Raw genomic sequence first — 25,091 nt, 5'->3', positions numbered from 1 at the left:
AAGGCCACCACGGCCAAGGGCTGAACCAGAACGTCGTTTCATCAGGGAAGTCTCCACTCACTCACACCACAGCAAGTTCTTCCAACTGCGTCCAGCCGAGATCCACTGAATCTGCCCATGTGCATTGGCAAGATTACGTGGAGATCCCGTTTCAAGGGGGAATGTCTGCCGTTAGTTCTACTGCATCTCAGAGCGTTGTCAAGCCAGCGGCAGAGCAAATGCAAGAAATTGTTCTGGAAATGGCCCATCCCCTAGATATGGGGTATCATAGCCTCGAGCAGGGGCAACCAGCCTACCTGTAGCGTTGGGGGTTGGGTGCCTTCCCCTCCATTTTGTGTGTGAATTTCCCCAGATTAGGGTGTGTGAGGCAGTGCCGTATGAACTTCAAAGGTCGATCATTGGCAGTGTTGTGTGGGGTTTTGCTCTTAGGGGGCTGCGGCGAGGTTAATGAGGCGCCAACCCTACCTGGGCCTGTCCAGGTGGATCCCACAGCGTTTGTCTCGGCCCAGGAGTATCGCTTTACCCCCGGCTCGGTGCTGGAGACCACCAGCCTCCGCTTGGACTATGTCAATCCGAGGTTTGACAACGGGATCCCTGTGCGCACCAACCCCCTCCAAGGCAGCGGTGAAGCTCGCATCGCCAATGTTGAAGCCCGCATCTTGCCTGTGAACGAGATCCCAGCCAGTGAGCTGACGATTGACTCAACTCTTCGCTCCAGCACCCTGGCCATCCAAATTGGGCAAACCACACCGCTGGTGAATCTTATTGCCTTCGGCCCCAACGACGGTAGGCTGTCTACGCAATTCAATATCGCCGGGCTGGTTGCAATTTCGACAAACCCCAACGACCAGCGCATCCGAGTGAACACCACCTTCAGAGCTGTCCGAGATGACAAAACCGTTTTAACGCTCACTGTGCGTCGCATTCTGGTGAACAGAAATGGCAGTCAGGTCGTTCTCGAGGGGGACTCTTCTCTCATTGTCCCTACCACAGGGGTACTCTATGAAGATCCTGGCCCCAACGGCAACCCACCAGCAGGAAGCTTTGTCAACCCTCCTCCACCTCAAGGTCCTGTAGTCGCTATTCTCCAAACGGGCAATTTCTCCGCCAGCTTTGTGGTGCGGCAGCGAGGTGTTGCAGGTGATGGCACTCCTGAAGATGCCTTGGCTCTCTATGCCCGCCTGAACTTCCGCCCCAACCAGGCGGAGATCGTTTACCGTCCCGCCCAGGTGGGTACCCAGTCAGTGCTGTTTGCTCCGGATCCGAGTCGACCGAACATCTTGCCCAATCAGTTGGTTCGCATCCGGCGCCTGTTGAACGGTCGTGTTCAGGCGGAGTTTGATCCGGCCAACACCAGCACAGTCCTCAACTTTGTCCAGGTCAGCCCGCCACCGCGACCTTTCCCCACACCGATTCCCCAGTTACCTGTCCCTGGGCGTCCAGATGCTCCTACAGCCTTTGATTACTTTTTCTCATTGCGCACAGAGCGCTCTACAGGTACCCTGCCCGGCTCGCCTGTGGAAGGAACCAACCTTGAGCCCGTTATCCTTCAGGGCATTGTGCCCACCACAGGAGATTTCGTCTTCCGCACCCTGGCTGGAGCACAATTAGCGGGGCCGTTTAACCGGCTTGACGTAGGGGGTGGCGTTCAAAGGGGAAACCTGAACCTTATCTTTGACTCAACCACTTCTGCAGATCGAATTTCTGGCCAATGGTTTCTAGAACAAGAGTTCCCCACCGGCAACGTTGAAGGCGGTACGGCGGATGAACCAGGAAATGCTCCTAGCCAGGAAGGGGCCATTTTGATCATCCGTGGGTTCTTTGAGGGAACTGAGGTGCGGCTATAGCCCCAACAGCTTGTTTTGAACCCCTCCAGCCAGAGCACAAAGCAGCTAGGTCTCGTCGGCTTTCGAAGAGGCAGAGCCGCTTGCTGCTTCGCGCCATTGCTGGAGGAAAATGCCTAGGTTGCGGCGGAACTCACTAACCCCCAGCAGGGATCCGGGCTCTGGATCCCAAGAGGCCGAGAAGACACCGTAGCTGATGCCCAAAAAGCCAAGGCCAAAAAAGGCCAGCGACTCCACCAAAGTAAAGTAGGGGGGCAGGGCTATCACATGGTTGGTTAGAAGGTAGTAGTTGACAACAAAGCTACTTAGGCCAAGCGTAGAAGGGATCCCAGAAAAAATTAGGATCCGCCGCACCATGCGCTGGCTTACCTCAGGGGGAATGACAGCAGCCCGCTCTCCTTTGGCTGGCTTTTTCTCCCCCTGGCCAGCAGACTGACTGGGGCGGCCTTGAGAAGCTTTGGAATGGCGGCTAGATTTGCCCACGGAGGTAGCTCCTCGGCTGTGCTTTGACTAGCTAGCTACTTCTTCACCCGAATGTTTAACCGTTCAACCAGCTCCCGGAAGCGCTCGGGATGATGCTTAGCGATGTAGTTGAGCAGTCGCTTGCGGCGACCAATCATCATCAGCAAGCCGCGGCGGGAGTTGAAGTCCTTGGGGTTTCTCTGAAGGTGCTGCGAGAGTTGGTTGATGCGGCTGGTTAGCAAGGCAACTTGCACATCGGCAGAGCCAGTATCAGTGTCATGCAGTCGATATCTCTCGATAATCTCCTGCTTTTCTTTCTGCAATAAGGCCATAGGACCGAAAGACGGCACACACTGCTTCAGAATGATAACACTGAGTTTTCCTTCTTTGCTACAGCCAGAGAAAGCTACGGAGGGAAAGAACTATGACAACAACTGCTGGGGATCCGCCTTCACTGACAGCCTTGCTGCAGCTGTTGAACTCTCAGGATTTGGGAGAGCGGCTGCGCGCTATTAACAAGGCCAGAGAACTCTCCCCGCCGGAAAGCTTGACGCTGCTGCAGCAGGCAGTAGCCGACGAAAATGCCCGCGTCCGCTACGCTGCCATCAGCCAACTGGGCACCCTGGCCGCAAAAGGGATCGATCCAGCCATCCTTTTGCCAATTCTGCAGCGGTCTTTGCGGGAGGATCCCGAGTTCGACGTGCGAGCTGCCGCTGCTGCTGCTCTGGGGGATCTCAAGCAGCCGCAAGCCCTGGCCGATCTCCTAGAGGCCTATCAGCGGGAGACGGAGTGGCTGGTGCGCTTTAGCATCGTTGCCGCCCTCGGCGAGCTAGGCAACCCCGCCGCCTTCGACACGCTGGTGCAGGCTCTCCAGGAAGGAAATGAACTGCTAATCACCGCCGCTGCTGCAGCTTTAGGGGATCTGGGGGATCCGCGGGCCATCCCCTACCTGGAGCCCCTCATCGCTTCTGAGGATTGGCAACTGCGCTACCGCGTCTGCATTGCCCTAAGTAAGTTAGGGACGGAAGCTGCCCAAGCTGGTCTTGCCCGGCTTGCCCAGGATCCCCAGGAACAGGTAGCCGCCTGCGCCCGTGCGGCCCTAGCCTCCCTTTCCTCCAAGGGCAGCTAGCTCAGGGCATTGATGATGTAGTCAAAGTAGGGAGCGGCCTCGGCAGCCGAATCGGGATCCAACAAGCTGAGGGCTGCTTCCTTCAAAAAGACCATCGCATCGATCATGCCGGCAATGGGTACGTTGAGGCTGTTGTACATTTCCCGCACCCCTATCAGGCCAATGGACTCGATTGGCTCCTTGCTGCCAGCGACGATGCCGTAGGTTACCAAACGCAAGTACCAGTCGTAGTCCCGCAGGCACTGGTTGTAGCGCTTTTCCCCATAGGCGTTGCCACCAGGTTGTCGGTATTCAGGTCGCTTGGCAAATAGCTGTTTCTGGGCCTGATCGATAATCCGCTTTCTATTCTCAGTTAACACCTGAGCAATCTGCAGCCGTCTTTCCCCGCTGCTCATGTAGTCTTGGATAGCTTGCAGCTCGCTAACTGAGAGATAGCGCAGCTGGTTATCTGCAGTTTCGATGAGCTGGTTGATCACGCTCACGGTAGAGATTCTCCTGTTTTCTAACTTGCTTTCACCACCAACCTATCCCCCTAGCCAAAGCTTGGCTGAGGAGATAAGCATGCCCGTTGCTCTCAGTCTAGGATAAGGCAAGCCTTCCCTCAAGCACCCGCACCTGTCCTGCCTATATCCGGCCCCGCAGCCACTGGGCCATCTCGTTGCGCCGCGGAGCTGCCTCCAGGCACACCTCCGCCGTAATCCGCCCCTCCTGATAGAGCCGAAACAGCGACTGGTTCATGGTACACATGCCCTCGTAGGAGCCGTCGGCAATGAGCTCCTCGATCTCGTCCACCGCTCCCCGCTTGATGTAGTCGCGAATGGCATCGGTGTTGCGCATGATCTCGTGGGCTGCCGTGCGCTTGCCGTCGGTGGTGCGCACCAGCGTCTGAGCAATGATGGCCACCAGGGTTTCCGCCAGCTGCAGGCGCATCGGCTCCTGCTCTTCCGGCTTGTAGATCCCTAGCAGACGCTCGATGGTGCGGACAGCGCTGTTGGTGTGCAGGGTTCCAAACACGAGGTGGCCTGTCTGGCCGGCCTTGAGGGCGATATCTACGGTTTCCCGATCCCGCATCTCCCCAATGAGGATGATGTCCGGATCTTCCCGCAGGGAGGCTTTCAGAGCGTTAGCAAACTCCAGGGTATGGATCCCAACCTCCCGCTGCCGAATCAGGGATTTCTTGCTCTGGTGAACAAACTCGATGGGATCCTCGATGGAAATGATGTGCTTGGCAAAGTTGGAGTTGATATAGTCCACCATTGCCGCCAGCGTCGTGGACTTACCGGAGCCAGTTGGGCCAGTCACCAGCACGAGGCCCTTGGGCTCCTCGGCAATGCGCTTGAGCACTTCCGGCGCCCGCAACTGCTCCAGCGTCAAAATCTTGAGCGGGATGAGGCGCAGCACCATGGCTGGCCCAAGGAGGGAGACGAAGCAGTTGACCCGGCAGCGCACCAAGCCCTCGTACTGGATGGCGGTATCCAGCTCTAAGCACTCTTCAAACTGGCGGATTTGGTTTTCCGGCAGGCTTTCCCGCAGCCAGCTATAGAACATCTCGGTGGTGGTAACGGGGTGGTTGCTGATCACAATTTCCCCCCGATCCCGAAAGCGGGGTACTTCTCCCACCCCCAGGTGAATGTCCGAGTAGCCTTTTTCGTAGGCTTCCTGCACCAGTTGGCGCAGCGTCGGGCCAGAGGGGGCAGACTTAGGAGCAGCAGCCAGCGGGACCTGACCAACAGCCGTCGGACGAGCCGGCGGGACAAAAGGCGGAGCCGCTGGCCTGGGAGGGGAGGCTTGAGGCCGAGCTGCCGCAGCAGCAGTGGGCAGAGATCCCTGCGGAGGAGCCACAGAGCCCGGCATGGGCACTGGCGTCTGGGGAGGAGCGACAGCTACCTCTGGCGGGACGGGCCGGCCCAGGATAGGCTTGGGAGCGCTGGCGGAAGGACGCGAGCCGATCCCTGGCGCGAGAGGGGTAGTCCTGTTCACCAACGGATCCAGCTGAGTTGGGGGTTCCGCTGATGGCGTTTGGGCAGCCGCCCGTGGGGAGCGTTGGACACCAGGCGGGGTTGGCGGCTTCCAACCAGCGTCTTTTTCGGGGCTGACCTCGCTCATGACAGGCCTCGCTGCTGGCAGAGTTTGCATCAATCTTAGGCTAGTATTCCCCACTTAAGTAGGGGATTAATCTCCTTGCCGGCAAAACTCTGCGGGAGCCTTAAAGGTTGGACGGGTGGCGAATAAGGCTCAAGAACTCCTCGCGCGTGCGGGGATCCTCCCGGAACACCCCCACCATCGAGCTGGTAACCGTCCAGGAGCCTGGCTTTTGAACCCCGCGCATCACCATGCACATGTGGGTAGCCTCGATAACCACTCCAACCCCATAAGGATCCAACACCTCCATCAAGGCTTCCGCAATTTGCCGGGTCAGGCGTTCCTGAACCTGCAGGCGGCGGGAGTACATCTCCACAATACGGGCAATTTTGCTCAAGCCCACTACCCTTTGCTTAGGAATGTAGGCCACATGGGCCTTGCCGATGAAGGGCAAGAGGTGGTGCTCGCAGAGGCTAAACACAGTGATGTCCCGCAGCAGCACCATCTCATCGTGGCCTTCGTCGAAGATGGCCCCATTGATGAGCTCTTCCAAAGACTGTCGATAGCCGCTGGTCAAAAACTTCAGCGCCGCCACCACTCGCTCCGGGGTTTTCTTGAGGCCCTCCCGCTCGGGATCCTCGCCAATTCCCCGTAGCAACGTCTCCACTGCCGCCACCATTGCCGGATCTAGGCTTTCTGAAGTCTCTGGCTCTGTCGAAGGAGACAGATCGCGGAGAACCCGAGACTTGAGGTTGGCTTTGTCGCTCAGGCGAAACTCGGCACTCAATCCAGGCTTGGCAAGAGTCATAGCAAGATATCCCTTGAGTTGAAACGAGGAGTTGAAGAAATTTGTCAGGAGAGACGCTGCCGCGAGATGGTCGGCTCAAAAGCCGGGCTGACAAGCGCTGCTTTCGGAAGGGTCAGAGCTGGCCCCACCTACAAGGCCCCGGCTGCTGGCATGAGGGTTAGGTCCTCCACTACAGCACCCCTGGGCAGGCGGACGAGATAGGCCACCACATCCGCTACCCACTCCGGCGAGAGCATCTGGGAGCGGTCAAAATCAACCTCCACCCTATCCCAGAGGGGCGTGTTCACCGCTCCAGGGCAGAGGCTAGTTACCCGGATACCGTGCTGCCGTTCTTCCTCAGCCAAGGCTTGGGAAAAGCCGAGTAGGCCGAACTTGCTGGCACAGTAGGCCCCCCAATTGGGAAAAGCTCGCTTGCCCGCAATCGAGACCACGTTGACAATCACGCCAAAGCGCTGCTGGCGCATTCCCGGAAGGACGGCTTGGGCACAGAGGAAGGCTGCTGTTAAGTTTAAGTCGATCACCCGTTGCCACTCAGATAGCGAGAGAGTGGCCAAAGGCCCAACGCGGGCTATGCCGGCATTATTCACCAAAACATCACAACCGCCAAATCGATCCAGAAGAGCTTGCAGCCGCTGCGGTAGAGCGGTCAAATCGGCCAGGTCGATGGGAAAAACCTCTGCCTTTCCCCCTTTTGCCTGGATCTCCGCCTGCACTGCCAGCAAATCAGGTTGAGAACGAGCCACTAGCGCAACTGTCAGCCCCTGCTGGGCCAGGGCCAGAGCCACAGCTTTGCCGATCCCTCGACTGGCCCCTGTAACCAGAGCACGTTCCGGCAACTTGGTCTCAAAACTCATCCACAAGAAAACCCGACACGCGCCGTCGGGAACAAGCGCCGCCAGAGCCTGAGAAACTTCGTTAACTCAGTGTAACACGAGTTCCTGCTTGCCCCTTATCTAACCGGCAGCAGGCCGGGGAGGGCCGGAGGTGTGGTAGCGTGGTAAAGGTAGTGAAAATCTCTTGCAACAATTGTCATGGCCGAGTTCTTGGCTTTCTCGAGGTCTAACGCTGGCCAGGCGGACTCTTCCTACATTCTTGAGGTTGAGGGCCTCAGCAAGGGTTTTCCTGGTCAGCGGCAATTGGTTTTGCAGGAAGTGGCGTTTCGCCTGCCCCAAGGGGATATCCTGGGGATCGTCGGTCCGTCGGGCTGTGGGAAAACCACCTTATTGCGCATCATTGCTGGCTTTGAGCAGCCGGACAGCGGCCGGATCCGAATAGGGGGTCAGGTGGTGGCGGGGGAGGGGCAGTGGGTTCCGCCAGAGCGGCGGGGAGTGGGGCTGGTGTTTCAGGACTTTGCCCTGTTTCCCCACCTGAACGTGTTGGCAAATGTCATGTTCGGCCTTCAATCCCCTGCGGTGGCCAGCAAGAGGCAAGCTTACCACCAAGAGGCACGAGAACGCGCCTACGAGGTGTTGCGGCTAGTGGGCCTAGAAGACTATGTCCACCGCTATCCCCATGAACTTTCGGGTGGACAACAACAGCGGGTGGCGCTGGCCCGAGCCTTGGCCCCCAAGCCTAGCCTAATCCTGTTGGATGAGCCGCTGAGTAACTTGGATGTGCAGACGCGCTACTACCTACGGGAGGAAATTCGCAAGATCCTCAAGCAAACTCGGACTTCGGCCATTTTCGTTACCCACGACCAAGAAGAGGCTCTCTCTCTTTCCGACTGGGTGGCGGTGATGCGGGGAGGCCGTATTGAGCAATGGGGATCGCCAGAGGAGGTCTACCGAGAGCCGGCTACTCGTTTTGTGGCCGAGTTCATTACCCAGGCCAACTTTCTCCGCTGTGAGCGGCGCGAGTGGGGTTGGAAAGTTGAGGGGCTGCTGCACCTTCCCTTCCGTGCGGTCGGGGATCAGCCCGACTCCCATCTGCAGTGGGCAGAGTTGATGGTTCTGCAGGAGGAGCTCCGCCTGCATCCCGATCCCCAAGGAAAGGCAATCATTCGGGATCGCCAGTTTTTGGGGCGGGAGTATCGCTATTGCCTAGCCACGGAGACGGGCAAGGAGTTGCATGCCCTAGCGCGGGAGGCATTGCCAGTGGGCACGCGAGTTCGAGTTACCGTCGAGCAATGCCGCCTGTTTTGTCCTGGGGAATCCCTGGCACCTGATCTCGAGCAAAACCACTCCAAAAGCAAGGGCTTTGCCTGAAGTTGGGATGAGGATTCACGGTTTGCCCTGAGATCTGCATCTAGGGTGGTTCGATTTCCTTCGACCCCGTATATAGTAGGGGGTATGCGGGATCCCCACCCAAATCAGGAGCCTTACCCCTCGACAGGGCTTAACAAATGCTTTAACTTGACCTCTAGGGTGGCCCAGGAGCTCTTGCCAGGAGGGCAACAAGAACAAGGCGCGACGTTGGGAGTAGATGATGGAAATGATGCACAGCAAGGCAGCGCCACCTTTGCGATTCTCTTGCCGCTCTGCAACTCAGGCCGGCAGACGGGCAGCAATGGCGTTAGCCCTCCGTAGCACTCTGCTGCTGGGGCTGGTGGGGATCCCCGTATTGGCTCAGGGGAGCTTCTGGCCGGCTCAGGTAGTGGCAGCCCCCCTAAGTCGTCAGGAGGTAGCCGAGCGGCTCAATCTGGTGCCGGTTTTTGCCATTGTCTCGCAGAACGGCACCCCTGTGGTTGCCAACGTGGAGCGGGAGGGTCGCACCATTCAGGTGGCTTCTCTTTGGCTAGATCAAAACCAAGCCCAGCAAGCCCTGGAGCAGGTGAAGGCCAAAAACCCCGAGATAGGCAAGCAAGCCCGAGTGGTGCCCATCCCCCTAGGCTATGCCTATGAGAAATCGGAAGAAGAGCGAGCTAAAAATAGCAATCTGTACTTTGAGGTGGTGCCCCGCCCTGGCGATGTAGAGGCAGCCAAGCAGGTGCTCAAAGAAACGGGGCAAAAGGTGCCCCCAGAGGCCATTGGCGTGCCTCTGTTCTATGGCCGCTCCCCCGAGGGGCTGCTGACCATCGAGCAGAATGGCCAGGAAGTGGTGCCTTTCTTTTTTGACCGCAACGACCTAAAGAAAGCTCTGGAGCGGGCGGCGGCGCAAAACCCCAGCGTGGTTGGCAAAACCCAGATTGAGGTCACTTCCCTAGCCATTGTGGTGGAGCGCATGTTGGCACCTGATGCCCAAGAGGATGTGCAAAAGATTGCCTTCATCCCACCGCGTGCCTCGCTGGAGTACGTGCAGTCGTGGATACGCTCCGCAACTCCCCAGGCCAGTCCCTCGGCCACGCCTCAACCTCAGCGCCGTTGAACCAAGCTGCAGGGGGATCCCGCTCGGCGCTGGTGGAAGAGTTGCTGGCATGGCGGGCGCAGGCTCTCCAGGCAGCCCAGGCTGCTGGCATTTCCCCGCAGGAAGTGGATCTCTTGCTTAGGGAGCATCTGGGCTGGGGGCCATTGGAACGGCTGCTGGGTCGGCCGCCAGTAGGGAAGGGGGATCCGCTGGCTGAGGTGGAGGCGCTGTGGCGGCGTCGGCTAGAGGAGCGCATCCCTCTGCAATACCTGCTGGGCAAGGTAGAGTGGGCAGGGCTGAGCTTGCAGGTAACGCCAGCAGTGCTGATCCCGCGCCCCGAGACTGAGCTGCTGGTGGAGCAAGCCTCCCTGTGGCTGCAGGCCAACCCTCTGCCCCCAGGCTCCCCTTTTGCTGACTTGGGTACCGGCAGCGGTGCCATCGCCATTGCCTTGGCCCATAGGCACCCCCAGCTGCAGCTTCTGGCCGTGGACGTGAGCCCGGCAGCCCTGGCAGTGGCGGCAGCCAACGTGGCCAATCACGGGCTGCAGGGGCAGGTGCATCTGCTTGGGGGATCCTGGTTTACGCCTTTGGATCCCTGGCGGGGTCGGCTGCGCGGCCTTGTCTCCAACCCTCCCTACATCCCTACAAGGGAGCTAGATCACCTCATGCCTGAGGTGCGGCTGCACGAGCCGCGAGAGGCCCTGGACGGCGGGGAAGATGGGCTGGTTCATCTGCGGGTGTTGATTGAGGGCGCGCCGGATTATCTAGCCCCCAACTCCTTCTGGGCAGTGGAGGTGATGCAGGGCCAGGCACCTTGGGTGGCCGAGCAGTTGCGAGCGCAGGGGTGTTACCAGCAGATCCAGGTGCACCGGGATCTGGCCGGGATTGAGCGGGTAGTCAGCGCCTGCTTTGTCGGGTAAAAAAATGGTGAGCAGCGTTGCCAGCCCAGAGAGGGGCCAAGAGCTGCTGCCGCCAATGACGGGTTGCCTTTCCAGTTGAGCAAAGCCTTGCCTGCCACCCCCCCCGATCCTCCCTCTTTCCCGCCTGCCCCTGCCGCAGACCAGGAGGGGATGGACTGGCAGTTTGCCTTTGAGCGCTCTGAGGTGATGCGCGCTTTTCAGCAGGAGCTTCTGGTGAGTATCGGCCACGAGCTGCGCAATCCCCTCAGCAGCCAGATGGGAGCCCTGCAGTTGGTGTTGTCCAATCTGTGCGACTCTCGAGAGGAGGAGCGAGAGTGCCTGCAGAGCGCCAAGGAGGCGGTGGAGCGCCTGATCAAGCTGCTGGAAGAATACACTCGCCTGGCTCGCCACGACCTGCCCATTCAGCCGCTGCGGCCAAGGCCAACGCGCCTGCGTCCTCTTTTGCAAGAGATCCACAGCCTCACTCGGCTCCAGGCCCAGGATCGGAGCATCCGCTACGACTGGACCGCTCTTCAGTCCTCTTGGCTTCCCGACAGCCTCACTGTCTGGGCGGATCCCCATGGCCTGGTGCAGGCGCTGCTGGGCGTGTGTCGCTGGGGCATTCGCACCCTCTGCTACGGCTCAATGGCTCTGAGCGCCTATCCTGGCGGGGAGGAGCACTTCTGTCTGGAGTGGGACCTGGAAGGGCGGTGCTGCCTGCCCATCCAGCCACAAGACAGCGCCGCCTGGCGGGTTAGCGAGCGGCTCCTGAGGGAAATGGGAGGCCAGCTGGAGCTTTGGGAGAGCGGACTCCACCGCGTTGGCATTAGAGCAACGCTGCGCCTTGCCTAAAGCTTAACCCTCACGGCGCAAGGCCATCTCTGCCCGATCCAGTTGCATCAGCACCCGCTCTAGCTTTTCTGGCTCCAGCGGTCGATCCGAGGTGCGGTAGTGGGAGGCCACGGTGTTGAACACCGTGCGCAGGGTCGTGAAGGATGGCAACTTGTTGTAGCGAGGGCCATGGTAGCGCCCTACAAATTCTTGCATGGCCTCCATGACCTCCGCCCGCGCCTCCTCCGGCTTGAGGACAGGATCCCCCTCCAAGAGAGCCGTGCGCAGCGTTTGGATGATGGTCATGCTGTCTTCGTAATACTTGCCAGTGAGACGGGCTGCTTGCGCGCCTGGGATCGCCCAGCCCAGGATAAGGGCTATCGCCAGGAGCAGGCCGACAAGACGTAGGAAGAGAGTCTTCTGCATGGGGAGTCGAATGTAACTTATCTTTAAGCTAAGCATAGGTCACGGCAACCGCGAAAGAGGATGTCACCCCCCCTTTTTAGCCACTGGCTGCCAGGGCTGGCCCCCTACCGCTCCCATGCCATCATGCTGGGCATGATCTTGGGATTTGCCTGCGCCCACAGTGGACTAGCCTACTTGCGCCCCTGGGGAGAAGCGTGGCTGGGAGCGCGTCTGTACCGCCTTTTCTTTGTCCTGGTCAGTCTTAGCCTGGCGCCGCTGTTGCTCGTCTACTTTTCTAACCACTGCTACGACGGCGTAATCCTTTGGAATCTGCAGGCTGTTCCCGGGATCCACACTACCGTCGTCCTTTTGTCTGCGCTCTCGTTTTTCTTCCTGTATCCGGCCACCTTTAACGTGCTGGAGATTGTCGCCCTTCGCCAGCCGGAGATCCACTTGTTTACAACTGGGATCATCCGCCTCACCCGCCATCCCCAGCTAGTCGGTCAGCTCATCTGGTGTGTGGCCCATTCCCTGTGGATTGGCTCCAGTTTTATGCTGGTCACCTCGCTGGGGCTGGTGGCCTACCACCTATTTGCCGTTTGGCACGGGGATTACCGCCTGGAGCGCAAGTACGGCCACGCCTTCCGCGATCTCAAGGCCCGCACCTCCGTGATCCCCGGCTTAGCCATTCTGCAAGGGCGCCAGCAACTGTACCCGCGCGAGTTTCTCCGCTGGGCCTATCTGGGGGTGTTGAGCTTTGTTGTGATTCTTTATGCTTTCCATCCGCAACTGGTTTCTGCAGCCAGCAGAGTTGCCTGGTAGCATGATCCCAAACAACTGCTTTAGTTTGGGAGCAATGATCTCGCCAGTTGCTTTAGAGGCTTTTAATCAAGAACTTTTGACAAGCGATGGGTTGGTGTTGTTAGAGTTTGGCGCGCCTTGGTGCGGTTTGTGTCGCTTCGTTCAACCGCTTATCGACCGCCTGGCCTCCGAAGGGGAGAGATCCGTTGAGGTGGTGCGGGTGAATGTGGATAACAATTTTTGGCTGCCGCGCCGCTATCGGGTGCGCTCGCTGCCGACCTTAATTTTGTTTGAGAAAGGTCAACAAGTGCAAAGGCTGGAGCACTTTACCAGCCGCGAGGATGTGCTCCGCCGCTGCGAGCAGTTGTTGCTTGCCCATCTGGGCTACCCAACCTCCCGCGCCTGCCCCTCGCTGGAGCCCCAGGCGCCGCCGCCGGGGGTGTAGAGGGTCACCACATCGCCAGCTTTCAGGGGGCGGCTAATCTTGCTGGGCAGGGGTTCCCCATTGACAAGGTTGATCCCCACCTGGCCGGCTCCGCCGCCCTCTTCTCCTTGGGGGGCGTAGTAGCGGCGGTCGGTGAGAAGGGAAAGGGTGCAGTCTTGTAACACCTGGAGGGAGCGGATCAGCCCCCAGCCGCCCCGCTGCTGCCCAATGCCCCCAGAATCTTGGCGCAGCTCGTAGCGCAACACCCGCAGGGGATACTCCAGCTCTAGGGCTTCGATGGGGGTGTTGAGGGTATTGCTCAGGCCCACATGCACCCCATCCAGGCCTGGCCGCTGGCGACTGGCCCCTTGGCCGCCCCCCAGGGTTTCGTAGTAGGTAAAGTGGCGGTTGCCCAGGACACAGTTGTTCATGGTGCCCTGCCCTTGGGCCATGCTCCGCGATCCAGCCACCGGCGCCAGGGCTTTGAACACCACATCGGCAATGCGCTGCGAGGTTTCCACATTGCCGGCCACCACCGCCGCCGGAAATTGGGCGTTGACCAGGCAGCCGGGTGGGGCCACGATCTCGATGGGCTCCTCTAGCCCGGCATTGCTGGGAGCGGTGGGATCCAAAAGGCAGCGCAGGGCAAAGAGCACCGCCGAGCGGGTCACGGCCAGGGGGGCGTTTAGGTTGCCCGCCGTGGCTGGCGCCGTGCCGCTGAAGTCCACCCGCAACCTCTCCCCCTGCACTTCAATCTGCACTTGGATGCGGAGCGGCTTGGGCGGATCCCCCTCCCCTTCCAACCAATCTGCAGCCCTGTAAATCCCATCGGGCAGCGCGCGGATCTGGGCCTGCATCCGCCGCCGACTATAGGCAATCACTTCCGCAATGAGCTGCCAAGCCTCCTCCTCGCCAAAGCGGGCTAGCAGCTGGCGAAACCGGCTTGCCCCTACCACGTTGGCTCCCACTTGGGCCTGCAGGTCTCCGCGGCGCTGCTCAGGATTGCGCACATTGGCCAGAATAAGGCGCAGCAGATCTTCCTGCCAGCGCAACTCTCCTTCCAGAGAAAACCTGGCCAGCCGTACGGGTGGGATCACCAAACCCTCCTGCCAGATCTCGCTGGAATCAGCGGGCATGGAGCCGGGGCGCATCCCCCCGACGTCGGCATGGTGGGCGCGGTTTACCGCATAGGCGCAGACCTGGCCGGGATCCCGCAGGGCGGGAATGGCCGCTACCACGGTGATATCCGGCAGATGGGATCCCCCTTGATAGGGATCGTTGAGGACAAACACCTCTCCTGGCTGGGGGCCAGCTGCCACCACTGCCTGCACGGCTTGGGAAAGAGCGCCTAGGTGAACCGGGATGTGGGCTGCCTGGGCAATACAAGCCCCTTGGGCGTCAAACAAAGCCGTGGAGCAATCCCGCCGTTCCTTGATGTTGGCGGAGTAGGAGCCGCGAATGAGACGTGCCCCCATCTCCTCGGCAATCCCGGCCAGAGCGTTGGCCATGACCTGCAAGCGGATGGGGTTGGGTAGGGAGGAGCAGCTATCCATAGAGCCTTTGTTGCAGCCAAAGCGCTAGCCGGCGGATCCCCTGCCAGAACTGGAGCCGGCGCCGCCAGCGGCCAAGGGTGGTGCGATTGGCTTGCAGGCGAGCCCGTAGGTGGAGAAGCTCAGCCGAGGTAAGGGCCAAAGCCGGCTTTGCTGCTCTTTGCCAGTTGTCCAGGGCCCGCTCCGTAACCCAAAGCGCTGTGCGCAAGCGCAAGATTGGGCGAACTAAAGCAAGCAGGCCAAGAGCCAGCAAGCCGTTGAGGCCGCAGACCACCCAGACCGTCTCTGCTAGGCCTACCTCAGCGGTCACCCGCTTACCGCTGCTGCAGCATCAGAGGGCGCAACACGCGGCCATCGCCCACCACCACCACTGTGGATAGAACCTGCCCGCCGCGCCGGAAGGTAATCGGTAGCCGCTGGCCCACAGGGGTGTTTTGGATGAGCTGCTGAACCTGCTGCACCGAGGTGACCCGCTGTCCGTCGACCCCGAGGAGAATGTCGCCCTGCGCCAGACCCGCTTGGTGGGCCGGTCCATTCTGGAGGAGGCCAACGACCCGTATCCCTTGCAGGCGAGGGGCAGGGCCAAACAGGCGGCGGCTAATGGCGCCTTGAGGTGCCTGTTCATCTACCGTTTCAATAGCCACCCCAATGAAGCCGTTACCTGCAAAGGAGGAGGCAGGCAACACTTCGAAGCTGTCAACCTCAACCGTGGGGCTGGAGAAGTTGTAGGCTTCAGCCCCAACCCAGTTACAGGGGTAGGCCAGAGCAGCCTCTGCCAGCAGGAGGGAGGCGGGCAGGGCGAGGGCAAGCCTGGAAAGAAGGGTTGATTTCTGCATAGGTTGACCCTGGAAACGGCAAAGAAAACACAGTTGCCTCCGCCGCGCGCTGGGGTCGAGCCACTAGCCCAGGGTAGGTAGCGGAAGGCTTAGGTGGGCAGCTTGCACCACCCTCCCCTCAGTGATAAACCCAAAATCGGCAACTGTCGATAGGCCAGGTCGTTAACCTCTGCAAAATCTGCCCCGTGCCTTCGAGCTCTCGGCTAGGTCTAGAATCCAGCGCCTGGGTGGTTTCCCACCAAGAGGCTAGGAGGAGCTGCGTTCTCGCATGGCCTCCACAAGGAGCTGGGCCACTTCGGGGCGGGAGAACTCCGGCGGCGGCACTTCGCCACGGCGCAGCATTTCCCGCACCTTGGTGCCCGAGAGGTGAATGCGCTGGTGGGGCTGGCTGGGACTGGTCTTGACCGTGGCCATGGTGCCCGTGACGGTGCAGTAGAAGGCGTGTTCAAACTTGAGGGGGATGATGCCCAGCTCCTCGGGCCGGAACTCGTCGAAAATGTGCTGGGCGTCATAGGGGCCGTAGTAGTTGCCTACCCCAGCGTGATCCCGGCCCACAATGAAATGGGTGCAGCCGTAGTTTTTGCGAACAAGGGCGTGGAAGATGGCTTCCCGCGGTCCTGCATAGCGCATGGCTGCAGGGTTAATGGCCAAGATCACCCGCTCTTTGGGGTAGTACTTTTCAATCAACACCTCATAGCAGCGCATGCGCACCTCGGCGGGAATGTCGTCGCTTTTGGTGGCTCCCACCAGCGGGTGGAGAAACAGGCCGTCCACAATTTCCAGAGCGCACTTCTGGATATACTCGTGGGCGCGATGGATGGGGTTGCGAGTCTGAAAACCGACAATCGTCTTCCACCCTCTTTCCCGAAACAGTTGCCGCGACTGAGCTGGATCAATCTGGTAGGCCGGAAAAAGGGGATGCGGATCCCGCTGCAGGAGCGTGACAGGGCCGGCTAGGTAAACGGATCCCTGTTCGTAGAGCACCTTCACCCCTGGGTGTTGTTCATCCGTAGTGCGGTAGACCTGCTGCGCCTCGCGGGTTTTGTCGTAGGTAAATTTCTCGGTCAGTTCCAACACGCCCAAAAGCTTGCCCTCAGCATTGGCTAGGGCCACGGTTTGCCCTTCCTTGAGCCCGGCAGCTATTTCCTCCGAAACTGGCAGCGTAATCGGCAGCGACCATGCCAGGCCGTTGGCCAAGTGCATTGTCTCCAAAACCGAATGGTAATCTTCCCGCCCCATAAAGCCCGTCAGCGGGCTGTAGCCCCCGATGGCAATCATCTCGAGATCCGATTGAGCCCGCTCGTCGAGGCGGATAACAGGGCAGTGTTGGGCCTTGGAGCGGAGCTCCTCCGCCTCCTCAGGCGAGGCAATGCGGTTAATTAGAGTACCTCCGTGGGGTGGAATGGCATCGCCAGAAACCGTCATCTTTGCCTGGGACGCAGTCATAGCGTAAAGACAGGGATCCCTAACCATACACCTCCCTTCCCCTGGGTGCAATACTCAACTGTTTGGGCAGGGGATCCCAGCTTGGCCTAGTCCAGCATGTAGGGGGGCATGTCTTCGTCGGTGGGGGACACATTGTCAAAGATAGGCCGATTGAGGATCTTCTTGGGTGCCTGCAGGGGGGAGGCAGAGGTTTGGGGCTTAACCGGCAGCGTGGCCTGCCCTTGGCGGCTTTGCAGTTCCTGGATGGTTTTGGCCCGCTCATCCGCCACTGCCTGGAGTTGGGCCAGTGCCTTTTGCAATTCGTCGCGGTGGGCTGTGACTTGCTCGAGTTGAGCCTGTAGGCTGGAGATTTTGTTTTGGTATTCCTGAAGCTGCCGTTGGGCCTCCGCCAACTGGCCTTTGAGGGCTTCGAGTTCCGACGTTTCTGCGGTAGACATTGCCGTTTCCTCACGTCCAGGGGTGGAGGGGGAGTCTGACTTTACTTTGCGCCGGGCGGGGCGGCGGGGGGCTCCTCCCGCACGAGAAAACAAGCTACGCTCAGACCCAGTCACAGGAGCACCTCACGTTCAACAAACTGCAGCAGGCGCCCACACACGGCCGCCCCGGGCCGATAGTCCATGACCGTCAGGCCATAATCAAAAGCTGTGCGCAAGTCGCTACTATCTGGAATGGTAACGGGTGAGAGCACATCCGCAAAAATCTGTTGCGCTTGCACGTACAACTGTCCAGTGTGAGATCCCGACCAAATGCCGCCGGGCAGGTAGCGGTCGTCCAACATGGTCAGGACAGCGCGGGCCTGGCTCAGCTCGCCCTTGAGGGTCTCGATATAGCGCAGGGTCTCTTCTGTGCAGGAGAAGTCGGCGCGGTTGAGCCGTGTCGGGATCAACACCCGCTGGGCTGCCCGCAAAGCATTGGCGGTGAGGGCATTCAGCTCCCCTGGCGTGTCGAGAAAGATAAAGTCGTACTCCGACAGCAAGGGATCCAGTTGACGCTGGAGGAGGTTTTGGCCCGCCTCCCCGGCAGCCGCTAGCTGGGCTGCCACTTCGGCCATGGTGCGGTGGGAGGGCGCCACATCCACTCCCTTGTCGGTGCAATAGATGACTTCCTCCAGAGGCCGCTGGTGGTGAGGGTGGAGGCTAGCCCAAACGGTCTCCTCTGGGGGAAGGGATCCGGCCTCTTCGAGGTAAAAGCTGCTGGCGGTGGTTTGGGAGGTGAGATCGACTAGCAGAACGGCATGGCCCCGCTGGGCCGTCAACTGGGCCGCGTGGACGCAGAGGGTGGACTTGCCAGTGCCGCCCTTGTTGTTGGTAAAGGCCAGGATGCGTGCCATCAGCTTCCCCAGGGCCGTTGCAGCCGCTTCCCCTCGCCGCGGTCTATGCTATTGGGTGTAACCTGGTGGAGAACCACCATGCGCGATGTACTGGCAATTATCCTAGGCGGTGGGCGGGGCACCCGCCTCTATCCTCTAACCAAGCGCCGCGCCAAGCCGGCTGTACCTCTAGCAGGCAAGTATCGCCTTATCGACGTTCCGGTTAGCAACTGTATCAATTCCGATATCGATAAGATCTACGTCCTCACGCAGTTCAACTCCGCCTCGCTAAACCGCCACATCATCAATACCTACCGCATGTCTCCCTTCACCGGCGGCTTTGTAGATATCCTAGCGGCCCAGCAAACCCCCGATAACCCCGACTGGTTCCAGGGCACGGCTGACGCCGTTCGCCAATATCTCTGGCTGATGGACTCCTGGAAGCCGCGTGACTTCCTCATCCTCTCCGGGGATCACCTCTACCGCATGGACTACCGCCCCTTTATTCATTATCACCGGCAAACTGGAGCGGATGTGACGCTGGCGGTGCTCCCCTGTGAAGAAAAAGTGGCCTCCAGCTTTGGCTTGCTCAAGATTGACGCCGAGGGGCGTGTGATCGATTTCAAGGAAAAGCCGCAAGGGGAGCTGCTAGAAGCCTGCCGAGTCGATACCCAAGTCCTCGGCCTCAGCCCAGAAGAGGCAAAAGCCAAGCCTTACATCGCTTCTATGGGCATTTATGTGTTCAAGCGGGAAGCTTTGATCGAGATGCTGCAGGTGAAGGAGCACACCGACTTCGGCAAAGAAGTGCTGCCGGCAGCCATCGGCAAGTACCACCTGCAGGCCTACCCCTTCAAGGGCTACTGGGAGGACATCGGCACCATCGAGGCCTTCTATCGGGCCAACCTGGCTTTGGTGCAGCAGCCCAACCCGCCCTTCAGCTTCTTCGACAGGGACATGCCCATCTACACCCGCCCGCGCTTTTTGCCTCCCAACAAGATCCTCGACTCCCACATTGTCAACTCCATGATTGCCGACGGCTGCATCATCAAAAACGCCCAAATTCGCAACTCCATCATCGGCATTCGCAGCCGCATAGAGGCCAATGCCGTTATCGAAAACACCCTGGTCATGGGGGCCGACTACTACGAGTCGGCAGAAGAGCGGCAGGCCAAGCTGGAAGCCGGGATCCCGCCGGTGGGCATCGGGCCCAACTCCCACATTGCCAACGCCATTGTGGACAAGAACGCCCGCATTGGCCGCAACGTCCGCATCATCAACAAAGATCACGTCACCGAAGCCCAGCGGGAAGAGGAAGGAATCTGGATTAGCAACGGCATTGTCACCATCATCAAGGACTCGGTGATCCCGGACAACACCGTCATCTAAGCAAGGTCGTGACTCCAGCGGGCTGAGGCTAAAGAGGTGCTGTTAAAGAACGTGAAGAAAAATCAGGTAACTTTTGCCATTACGATAGGTATTGCTCGTTTAAGACGACTGTGAGATCCCTGGAGCGTGCCTAACCAGATTGTCTCTGTTGCTGACCTAGAAGTTTACGATCCGCAGGTTATTGCCCGTTACTACCGCTGGCGTCTGCCCCAAGTGGTGGCGCGGGCACTGGCCATCCTTGGCCCTCTCTTGTGGTTTGTTCTCTGCCTGCGCTGGGATCAGCTCTGGGGGCAGGGCAATCGCAAGGTGCCCCAGCGTGCGGCGCAGCTGCGCAAACTGCTCACCGACCTGGGGCCGACGTTCATCAAGGTAGGGCAGGCCCTCTCCACCCGGCCCGACTTGGTGCGCAAAGACTACTTGGAGGAGCTGACCAAGCTGCAGGATCAACTGCCCAGCTTTCCTTCAGAGGAGGCGTTTGCCTGCATTGAGGCGGAGCTGGGCCGTCCAATTGCCGAGATTTACGCCCAGATCTCGCCCGAGCCGGTGGCTGCGGCCAGCCTGGGCCAGGTTTACAAGGCGCAGTTGCACAGCGGCGAATGGGTAGCGGTCAAGGTGCAGCGGCCTCACCTGCGGGAGCGGCTGAGCCTGGATCTCTACCTCATCCGCTGGGCCTCCACCTGGCTGGGCCCTTGGTTGCCCCTCAACCTGGGCAACACCTTGACAGCGGTGGTGGATGAGTTTGGCCGCAAGCTCTTTGAGGAGATTGACTACCTCCAGGAAGGACGGAACTGCGAGCGCTTTGCTGAATACTTTCGCGACGATCCCGATGTGTATGTGCCGCGCATCTTCTGGGCCTACAGCACCCGCCGCGTGTTGACCCTGGAGTGGATTGACGGCATCAAGCTCACCGATGTGGAGCGCATTCGGGCCGCCAACTTGGAGGTGAAACGATTGGTGCGCATCGGTGTGGTAGCCGGCCTAAAGCAGTTGCTGGAATACGGCTTTTTCCACGCCGATCCCCACCCGGGCAACCTGTTTGCCCTGCCGGATGGCCGCCTGGCCTACATCGACTTCGGCATGATGGACCAGCTCACCGACCAGATGAAGGAGTACCTGGTGGATGCGCTGGTCCACCTGGTGGATCGCGACTACAACGCCCTGATTGACGATTTCATTCACCTGGGCTTTTTACAGCCGGATGTAGATCGGCAAGAGCTGCTCCCTGCTCTAGAAACGGTGTTGGCGGATGTGCTGAGGCAGGAGGTGGCTAACTTCAACTTCAAAACCGCCACCGACCAGTTCTCCGATTTGATGTACCGCTACCCCTTCCAGGTGCCCTCCCACTTTGCCTTGGTGATCCGCTCTTTGGTTACCCAGGAGGGGGTGGCCCTCAGTCTCTATCCGCAGTTTCGCATCGTCGGCGTGGCCTATCCCTACGTGGCCAAGCGCCTGCTGACCGATGAATCCCCTCGTATTCGCCAGCGGCTGTTGCAAGTGCTGATTAAGGATGGCAAGTTCCGCTGGAACCGCCTGGAGAACCTGCTTCAAGTTGCCCGCAGCGATGGTGGGCTGGATTGGATCCCTGCTGCCCGCATGGGCTTGCGCTATCTCATGTCGGAGGAAGCACGGGAGCTACGCCGCCAGCTAATCCTCTCGCTTACAGAAGATGATCGCCTGCACTTCGAGGAGTTACAGCGGCTGTGGCGGGTAGTCAGCCCTGACTTGTCACTAGCTCACCTTTGGCAAGCCGCTCTAGCCTCCTTGCCCTTGACCAACAGACTGGAGGCCATCTTGGCCGGGTTGAGGGAGCAGATGCAAGATTACCTGGAAAATTTGAGCCAATGGCGACTCCCCCAGCTCTGGCCTCGTTTGCTGGCAGGGGCGGGGCAAGAGAGCTAGAACGGAAGAAGGGAGACTCAATTGACTGGGACGCAAGCGTGGCAGATCGGCAGAGTGATTTCATTGCTGGTGTGGTAACGGGGGCTGTGGTGGGAGGGATCCTCGGCGGGATCCTTGGGCTTGTGCTCGCCTCCAGAGTAGGTAGGGAATCCGCTGAAGGTCAAGGCCGGGATCCCGAGCGCCTCGACGGCACCGCCACTAGCCCTGAATGCCCCCGCTCTCGAGGGCTGGGGAAAGCAACGGAGTCCAGCTTGAGGAGCTGGAGGGAGTGGGAGCAGGAGGCAGAACGGATTGCCCAGGTTCGCCGCACCCTCGAAGCCAAAATTGCCGAGCTCAACGAGGCCATTCAGGCTACGCGAGCCCAATTGCTCATCAAGGAAACCTCTTCCCAAGCTGTGGAGGAAAAGTCTTGAGCAAAGGATCCCTGCCCATGCCAAACTAGAGGCGGCAGAGGTTCTGCCGGCGCTACCCTAAGCCGACTGCTCTGCCGATAAGCTGTGGATGAGTCCTTTCCCCCTTTTCCAGTCATATGCTTAGCCACGTGTTGTCCTCTCTTGCTGGCCTAGACGACCTCCCTCTGGGGTCGGTCTACAGCGGTGCAGTCTCTTTGCTGTTTCGCTCCCTTTACCAGTTCATCGTCATCTACAACGCCCTGCTGATCGTGCGGATTTTGCTAAGCTGGTTCCCGCAACTGAACTGGTCTAACCCTATCCTGTCGGTGCTTAGCCAGCTTACGGATCCCTATCTCAACCTCTTCCGCGGCATTATTCCCCCCATCGGCGGCTTGGACTTCTCCCCCTGGTTGGCCTTCCTCTTGCTGAGTTTTGCCCTACAGGTGGTGGGCCAGTTTGCCTAGTTGCTGGGCCAGCAAGGCGCTGGGCTTTCTCGGGCTCATCCAGTTCTTGCATTTCCCGCCCGATAGGTGCCAGCACGCTTGGGGTTGCCGACGCCCATGGGCAGGCCAGTCATTCCCAGATTAAGGTGAGATCGGCAACGAAGCCGGGGAGGACGGGATCCCCTTCTAGGGAGGTGGGCCGCTCTAGAACCTGGACAGGCTGGCCTGGACGGTAGACGTAGACCCTTTGGCTTTCCGGGTCAATCAGCCAGCCCAGTTGGGAGCCGTTTTCGAGGTACTCCTGCAGCTTGGCCTGCAAAGTGGCCAGGTCATCACTCGGGGAGCGCAGTTCCAGGACAAAGTCTGGACAAAGGGGTGCAAAGCGGCGCTGCTGCTCTGGAGTCAGCTGCTGCCAGCGCTCCCTGGCAACCCAGGCGGCATCGGGAGAGCGAATGGCCCCGTTGGGCAGGGCAAAACCCGTGGAGGAGTCGAATACAAGTCCCAAGTTTGTGCGTCGGTTCCACTGCCAGAGCTGACCCAGCAGGTCGGCACTGCGAAGTCCGCTCTCACTGCCGACGGGGGCCATGGCCACTAGCTCCCCTTGGGCAGTCCGCTCCAAGCGCAGCTCAGGATTCTGCCGACAGAGCTGTTCAAAAACTTCATCCGTCAACTCCAGGCTGGGCCGCAAGTTGAGGGAGATCATCCCGTCCCACTAGCGCGAACAGAAGATTTGAGGAGGCGCTGGCGCTATTGTAACTAAACGCGGCGAGGAAGCCAGAGGAAAAGCTGGCAGCTAGGGAACGGCGGGGAAGGCTAAGAAGAAGGCTTGCCTCCTACCCCTGCAAGCCGCTATGCTACCGCCCAGGTTGAGGCATCCTCCGGTGGCAAGTCAGCAACTGCGGGTTTACGTCCCTCCCCATCCCCTCATCAAGCACTGGCTAGCCGTGGCCCGCGATAGAGAGACCCCCATGCCTCTTTTTCGCACGGCTTTGGTGGAGTTAGGCCGCTGGCTGACCTACGAGGCGATGCGGGAGTGGATCCCGACCCAAGCGGTGCAGGTGCAAACTCCTCTGGAAGCTGCGGCAGCAGAAGTTATCGCCCCCAACACGCCGCTAGCCATCGTGCCCATTTTGCGGGCTGGCCTGGCCATGCTGGAAGGCTGTCAGGCCCTCTTGCCCCAAGCACGGATTTTTCATGTGGGCTTGGTGCGGGACGAGGAGACGCTGCAGGTGAGTTGTTACCTCAACCGCCTGCCGGAGCGGATTCCAGATCAGATGCGCATTCTCATCCCTGAGCCAATGTTGGCCACGGGGGGTACCTTGCTGTGGGTTTTGGATGAGCTGAAAAAACGGGGAGCGGATCCCAGCTTGGTGAGGATTGTCAGCGTCTTGGCCGCGCCGCCAGGGCTGCAGCGACTGGGATCCCATTACCCAATGGTGCAAGTTTTCTGCGCCATGATCGACGAGCGGCTAAACGACCGGGGGTTTATCCTGCCCGGGCTAGGGGATGCTGGGGATCGCGCTTTTGGCACTTGAGTTCCGTTGCTGCTTGCCCAAGAGATGTGGATTTGGGGACTGAACAGCTCCGGAGTTGGCAGCGGCCACGGGGATCCCTTTGTGAAGAACCAGAACGGGCGCAACAGCGTGAGTACAGCGAGATTTTTAGCTATTTCGGGGATCTAGCCACCCTAAAGGCAGCCCTTGCCCACCAGGAGGCCCCAGCCAGCCCTTCGCACTGGTATCTCAATCTGGCCTTTTTCGCTGGATCGAGTGGAAAGTCGTGCTTCCCAGTCCAATTGCGGATAGTCTCTGGAGTGAGGCCTTTCGCCTTGGTGGGCCTGGGATCCAGTTCGCTTCCTTTCCCGGCCGTGAGGGGTGGAACAAGTGGTGTTGAGGTGGCTGGAGGAAACCGATCATGGTGAGGAATAAGCAACAAACCGGTGGACAGGCTGCTCCCTGGGGCCTGAGTTCAGTAGTATGCCTGCTGGGTTTGGCGGTGGGTCTGCCTGCCTATGCGCAGCCGCCTATGAATTTGCTCACCGGCGAGCCAACGGTGGCCCAACTCAAGGAAGATGCAGCTCGTTACCTGCAGATGGGCTTTTACACCCTAGCCATCAACGCCTACCGGGCCGCCCTTGAACTGGAAGACAAAGCCCAAGTGCTTCCCAGCGAGCGGGATCCTGACGTGCCCTTTAACCTCGGCTTGATCTACGCCCGCCAAGGCAAGCTGGCAGAGGCGCGAGCCGCCTTCCAACGCTCAGTGGAGGTGGATCCCACTAGCTTTAAGGCCCGCTACCAGTTGGCGCTGGTGGATCTTAAGTTAGGGAACCTGGCGGCGGCCAAGGAGCAGCTTACCCTCTTGGCCCATGCTGCCCGCAGCAACCCCGAAACCTACAGCCACATTCAATCCCTGCTGGCCCCCTTGGAGTCGATCCCTCTGCCTGGCCAACAGACCAACGACCTCCCTTCTCCTCTAGCCGTCGATTCGGAAGCAGGCAAACTTTCGCCCGAACCCGAGAAAAACAAAGCAGCTCCTCTGCCGGTAGCAACCCCAGAAAAGCAGTCGGAAGAGGAGAAGCCTCTTTCTGCCCTGCAGCGGCTGCGCCGGGAGGAGAGGGACTAGATCCCTTTCTGTCGGCAAGCGGTTGGGGACAGACAGCTACGGCTTGGGAAGAAGAGCCAGCCATACTCAGAGAGCTGTTGGGACGGCAGCTTTCTCCAGTGTGGCTGATACTTAGGACGAGGTTAAAGCAGCAATAGAATCCCCCTGGCATTGATCCTAGGCCGGCAGGAGGAGCAAAATCTTGGAGTCCTGATCCTCAGACGAGCTTTTTGGCGGCAAAACCAGATCTTGCCATTCCCGG

Annotated in this window: 28 protein-coding genes; 14 read left to right on the top strand and 14 right to left on the bottom strand. The window is 59.7% G+C overall.

Annotated features, from left to right (window positions below):
- Positions 1-377 precede the first annotated feature (377 nt).
- Complete coding sequence (locus tag NW804_RS09630; protein ID WP_414410994.1) at positions 378-1,847, top strand: hypothetical protein; 1,470 nt, start codon at positions 378-380, stop codon at positions 1,845-1,847.
- 45 nt (positions 1,848-1,892) lie between these two features.
- On the opposite strand, the gene NW804_RS09625 is transcribed toward NW804_RS09630, so the two are convergent.
- Positions 1,893-2,327: a PAM68 family protein gene (locus NW804_RS09625; protein WP_414410993.1), complete on the bottom strand. Its 435-nt coding sequence runs from the start codon at positions 2,325-2,327 to the stop codon at positions 1,893-1,895.
- Positions 2,328-2,362: 35 nt separating this feature from the next.
- Positions 2,363-2,638, bottom strand: coding sequence for a 30S ribosomal protein S15 (gene rpsO / locus NW804_RS09620; RefSeq protein WP_414395636.1), 276 nt, complete (start codon positions 2,636-2,638; stop codon positions 2,363-2,365).
- A 92-nt stretch (positions 2,639-2,730) separates the two neighbouring features.
- On the opposite strand from rpsO, the gene NW804_RS09615 reads away from it, so the two are divergent.
- Entirely contained in the window at positions 2,731-3,435 is a 705-nt protein-coding gene (locus tag NW804_RS09615) for a HEAT repeat domain-containing protein (RefSeq protein WP_414410992.1), read from the top strand.
- Here the strand turns inward: NW804_RS09615 and apcD are convergent.
- The 4 genes from apcD to NW804_RS09595 all read right to left on the bottom strand — a co-directional run bounded on the left by apcD (position 3,432) and on the right by NW804_RS09595 (position 7,179).
- Positions 3,432-3,917, bottom strand: coding sequence for an allophycocyanin subunit alpha-B (gene apcD, locus NW804_RS09610; protein ID WP_414410991.1), 486 nt, complete (start codon positions 3,915-3,917; stop codon positions 3,432-3,434). The genes NW804_RS09615 and apcD overlap by 4 nt on opposite strands.
- Positions 3,918-4,059: 142 nt before the next feature.
- A complete protein-coding gene (locus NW804_RS09605; RefSeq protein WP_414395914.1) occupies positions 4,060-5,346 on the bottom strand; it encodes a type IV pilus twitching motility protein PilT in 1,287 nt (428 codons plus the stop codon).
- 295 nt (positions 5,347-5,641) lie between these two features.
- Entirely contained in the window at positions 5,642-6,325 is a 684-nt protein-coding gene (gene folE, locus NW804_RS09600) for a GTP cyclohydrolase I FolE (protein WP_414395630.1), read from the bottom strand.
- Between the two features lie 128 nt (positions 6,326-6,453).
- Positions 6,454-7,179 carry an SDR family oxidoreductase gene (locus NW804_RS09595; RefSeq protein WP_414410990.1) on the bottom strand — a complete coding sequence of 242 codons (726 nt, stop codon included), beginning with the start codon at positions 7,177-7,179 and terminating at the stop codon, positions 6,454-6,456.
- Positions 7,180-7,356: 177 nt separating this feature from the next.
- Between NW804_RS09595 and NW804_RS09590 the strand changes: the two genes are divergently transcribed.
- The 4 genes from NW804_RS09590 (at position 7,357) to NW804_RS09575 (ending at position 11,358) form a co-directional block, all read left to right on the top strand.
- Positions 7,357-8,529, top strand: coding sequence for an ABC transporter ATP-binding protein (locus NW804_RS09590; protein ID WP_414423423.1), 1,173 nt, complete (start codon positions 7,357-7,359; stop codon positions 8,527-8,529).
- A 301-nt stretch (positions 8,530-8,830) separates the two neighbouring features.
- Positions 8,831-9,628, top strand: coding sequence for a Tic22 family protein (locus tag NW804_RS09585; RefSeq protein WP_414395624.1), 798 nt, complete (start codon positions 8,831-8,833; stop codon positions 9,626-9,628).
- Complete coding sequence (gene prmC / locus NW804_RS09580; protein ID WP_414423422.1) at positions 9,625-10,527, top strand: peptide chain release factor N(5)-glutamine methyltransferase; 903 nt, start codon at positions 9,625-9,627, stop codon at positions 10,525-10,527. Before NW804_RS09585 ends, prmC begins: the two co-directional genes overlap by 4 nt.
- A gap of 150 nt (positions 10,528-10,677) precedes the next feature.
- Positions 10,678-11,358, top strand: a complete 681-nt coding sequence (locus NW804_RS09575) for a sensor histidine kinase (protein WP_414423421.1) — start codon at positions 10,678-10,680, stop codon at positions 11,356-11,358.
- Positions 11,359-11,361: 3 nt separating this feature from the next.
- Here the strand turns inward: NW804_RS09575 and psb27 are convergent, their stop codons facing one another.
- Positions 11,362-11,763, bottom strand: a complete 402-nt coding sequence (psb27, locus tag NW804_RS09570) for a photosystem II protein Psb27 (protein ID WP_414410986.1) — start codon at positions 11,761-11,763, stop codon at positions 11,362-11,364.
- Positions 11,764-11,823: 60 nt separating this feature from the next.
- Here psb27 and NW804_RS09565 point away from each other — a divergent pair, with 60 nt between their 5' ends.
- Both NW804_RS09565 and NW804_RS09560 read left to right on the top strand, forming a co-directional pair.
- Positions 11,824-12,564 (top strand): NnrU family protein, encoded by a 741-nt coding sequence (locus tag NW804_RS09565; RefSeq protein WP_414423420.1) that lies wholly within the window; start codon positions 11,824-11,826, stop codon positions 12,562-12,564.
- Positions 12,515-12,988, top strand: coding sequence for a thioredoxin family protein (locus NW804_RS09560; protein WP_414395615.1), 474 nt, complete (start codon positions 12,515-12,517; stop codon positions 12,986-12,988). The genes NW804_RS09565 and NW804_RS09560 overlap by 50 nt, the downstream gene beginning before the upstream one ends.
- Here NW804_RS09560 and NW804_RS09555 read toward each other — a convergent pair.
- The 6 genes from NW804_RS09555 to NW804_RS09530 all read right to left on the bottom strand — a co-directional run bounded on the left by NW804_RS09555 (position 12,928) and on the right by NW804_RS09530 (position 18,129).
- Positions 12,928-14,520 carry a hydantoinase B/oxoprolinase family protein gene (locus NW804_RS09555; RefSeq protein WP_414423419.1) on the bottom strand — a complete coding sequence of 531 codons (1,593 nt, stop codon included), beginning with the start codon at positions 14,518-14,520 and terminating at the stop codon, positions 12,928-12,930. The genes NW804_RS09560 and NW804_RS09555 overlap by 61 nt on opposite strands.
- Positions 14,513-14,827, bottom strand: coding sequence for a hypothetical protein (locus tag NW804_RS09550; RefSeq protein ID WP_414395611.1), 315 nt, complete (start codon positions 14,825-14,827; stop codon positions 14,513-14,515). The genes NW804_RS09555 and NW804_RS09550 overlap by 8 nt, the downstream gene beginning before the upstream one ends.
- Before the next feature lie 4 nt (positions 14,828-14,831).
- The gene (locus NW804_RS09545) at positions 14,832-15,353 is read right to left on the bottom strand and encodes a PDZ domain-containing protein (RefSeq protein ID WP_414395609.1); all 522 of its coding nucleotides are present in this window, start codon (positions 15,351-15,353) and stop codon (positions 14,832-14,834) included.
- Between the two features lie 246 nt (positions 15,354-15,599).
- On the bottom strand, positions 15,600-16,778 hold the full coding sequence (sat, locus tag NW804_RS09540) for a sulfate adenylyltransferase (protein WP_414395607.1): 1,179 nt from the start codon (positions 16,776-16,778) through the stop codon (positions 15,600-15,602).
- Positions 16,779-16,885: 107 nt separating this feature from the next.
- Positions 16,886-17,236 carry a hypothetical protein gene (locus NW804_RS09535; protein ID WP_414406043.1) on the bottom strand — a complete coding sequence of 117 codons (351 nt, stop codon included), beginning with the start codon at positions 17,234-17,236 and terminating at the stop codon, positions 16,886-16,888.
- 110 nt (positions 17,237-17,346) lie between these two features.
- Positions 17,347-18,129: a ParA family protein gene (locus tag NW804_RS09530; protein ID WP_414406042.1), complete on the bottom strand. Its 783-nt coding sequence runs from the start codon at positions 18,127-18,129 to the stop codon at positions 17,347-17,349.
- A 78-nt stretch (positions 18,130-18,207) separates the two neighbouring features.
- Here NW804_RS09530 and NW804_RS09525 point away from each other — a divergent pair, with 78 nt between their 5' ends.
- The 4 genes from NW804_RS09525 (at position 18,208) to NW804_RS09510 (ending at position 22,249) form a co-directional block, all read left to right on the top strand.
- Positions 18,208-19,494, top strand: coding sequence for a glucose-1-phosphate adenylyltransferase (locus NW804_RS09525; RefSeq protein ID WP_414411735.1), 1,287 nt, complete (start codon positions 18,208-18,210; stop codon positions 19,492-19,494).
- 126 nt (positions 19,495-19,620) lie between these two features.
- Positions 19,621-21,393 (top strand): ABC1 kinase family protein, encoded by a 1,773-nt coding sequence (locus tag NW804_RS09520; RefSeq protein ID WP_414406040.1) that lies wholly within the window; start codon positions 19,621-19,623, stop codon positions 21,391-21,393.
- A 38-nt stretch (positions 21,394-21,431) separates the two neighbouring features.
- Complete coding sequence (locus NW804_RS09515; RefSeq protein ID WP_414423418.1) at positions 21,432-21,806, top strand: hypothetical protein; 375 nt, start codon at positions 21,432-21,434, stop codon at positions 21,804-21,806.
- Positions 21,807-21,922: 116 nt separating this feature from the next.
- The gene (locus NW804_RS09510; protein ID WP_414410979.1) at positions 21,923-22,249 is read left to right on the top strand and encodes a YggT family protein; all 327 of its coding nucleotides are present in this window, start codon (positions 21,923-21,925) and stop codon (positions 22,247-22,249) included.
- Positions 22,250-22,358: 109 nt separating this feature from the next.
- On the opposite strand, the gene NW804_RS09505 is transcribed toward NW804_RS09510, so the two are convergent.
- On the bottom strand, positions 22,359-22,931 hold the full coding sequence (locus NW804_RS09505; protein WP_414421201.1) for a Uma2 family endonuclease: 573 nt from the start codon (positions 22,929-22,931) through the stop codon (positions 22,359-22,361).
- 148 nt (positions 22,932-23,079) lie between these two features.
- Between NW804_RS09505 and upp the strand changes: the two genes are divergently transcribed.
- The gene (gene upp / locus NW804_RS09500) at positions 23,080-23,763 is read left to right on the top strand and encodes a uracil phosphoribosyltransferase (RefSeq protein WP_414395589.1); all 684 of its coding nucleotides are present in this window, start codon (positions 23,080-23,082) and stop codon (positions 23,761-23,763) included.
- Positions 23,764-24,142: 379 nt separating this feature from the next.
- Entirely contained in the window at positions 24,143-24,850 is a 708-nt protein-coding gene (locus NW804_RS09495; RefSeq protein WP_414423417.1) for a tetratricopeptide repeat protein, read from the top strand.
- Positions 24,851-25,091: the final 241 nt, after the last annotated feature.

It is taken from the genome of Synechococcus sp. WC10meta, assembly GCF_047461475.1.
The sequence above is the reverse complement of the archived record's forward strand: the minus strand, read 5'-3'. Positions and strand labels throughout refer to the sequence as shown.

Bases quoted from the DNA above. Each gene is read 5' to 3' on its own strand.
- NW804_RS09630 (WP_414410994.1), top strand. From the start codon at position 378: ATGAACTTCAAAGGTCGATCATTGGCAGTGTTGTGTGGGGTTTTGCTC.
- rpsO (WP_414395636.1), bottom strand. From the start codon at position 2,638: ATGGCCTTATTGCAGAAAGAAAAGCAGGAGATTATCGAGAGATATCGA.
- NW804_RS09615 (WP_414410992.1), top strand. From the start codon at position 2,731: ATGACAACAACTGCTGGGGATCCGCCTTCACTGACAGCCTTGCTGCAG.
- folE (WP_414395630.1), bottom strand. From the start codon at position 6,325: ATGACTCTTGCCAAGCCTGGATTGAGTGCCGAGTTTCGCCTGAGCGAC.
- NW804_RS09595 (WP_414410990.1), bottom strand. From the start codon at position 7,179: ATGAGTTTTGAGACCAAGTTGCCGGAACGTGCTCTGGTTACAGGGGCC.
- NW804_RS09590 (WP_414423423.1), top strand. From the start codon at position 7,357: ATGGCCGAGTTCTTGGCTTTCTCGAGGTCTAACGCTGGCCAGGCGGAC.
- NW804_RS09585 (WP_414395624.1), top strand. From the start codon at position 8,831: ATGGCGTTAGCCCTCCGTAGCACTCTGCTGCTGGGGCTGGTGGGGATC.
- NW804_RS09575 (WP_414423421.1), top strand. From the start codon at position 10,678: ATGGACTGGCAGTTTGCCTTTGAGCGCTCTGAGGTGATGCGCGCTTTT.
- psb27 (WP_414410986.1), bottom strand. From the start codon at position 11,763: ATGCAGAAGACTCTCTTCCTACGTCTTGTCGGCCTGCTCCTGGCGATA.
- NW804_RS09565 (WP_414423420.1), top strand. From the start codon at position 11,824: ATGTCACCCCCCCTTTTTAGCCACTGGCTGCCAGGGCTGGCCCCCTAC.
- NW804_RS09560 (WP_414395615.1), top strand. From the start codon at position 12,515: ATGCTTTCCATCCGCAACTGGTTTCTGCAGCCAGCAGAGTTGCCTGGT.
- NW804_RS09555 (WP_414423419.1), bottom strand. From the start codon at position 14,520: ATGGATAGCTGCTCCTCCCTACCCAACCCCATCCGCTTGCAGGTCATG.
- NW804_RS09545 (WP_414395609.1), bottom strand. From the start codon at position 15,353: ATGCAGAAATCAACCCTTCTTTCCAGGCTTGCCCTCGCCCTGCCCGCC.
- sat (WP_414395607.1), bottom strand. From the start codon at position 16,778: ATGACGGTTTCTGGCGATGCCATTCCACCCCACGGAGGTACTCTAATT.
- NW804_RS09535 (WP_414406043.1), bottom strand. From the start codon at position 17,236: ATGTCTACCGCAGAAACGTCGGAACTCGAAGCCCTCAAAGGCCAGTTG.
- NW804_RS09530 (WP_414406042.1), bottom strand. From the start codon at position 18,129: ATGGCACGCATCCTGGCCTTTACCAACAACAAGGGCGGCACTGGCAAG.
- NW804_RS09525 (WP_414411735.1), top strand. From the start codon at position 18,208: ATGCGCGATGTACTGGCAATTATCCTAGGCGGTGGGCGGGGCACCCGC.
- NW804_RS09510 (WP_414410979.1), top strand. From the start codon at position 21,923: ATGCTTAGCCACGTGTTGTCCTCTCTTGCTGGCCTAGACGACCTCCCT.
- NW804_RS09505 (WP_414421201.1), bottom strand. From the start codon at position 22,931: ATGATCTCCCTCAACTTGCGGCCCAGCCTGGAGTTGACGGATGAAGTT.
- upp (WP_414395589.1), top strand. From the start codon at position 23,080: ATGCTACCGCCCAGGTTGAGGCATCCTCCGGTGGCAAGTCAGCAACTG.
- NW804_RS09495 (WP_414423417.1), top strand. From the start codon at position 24,143: ATGGTGAGGAATAAGCAACAAACCGGTGGACAGGCTGCTCCCTGGGGC.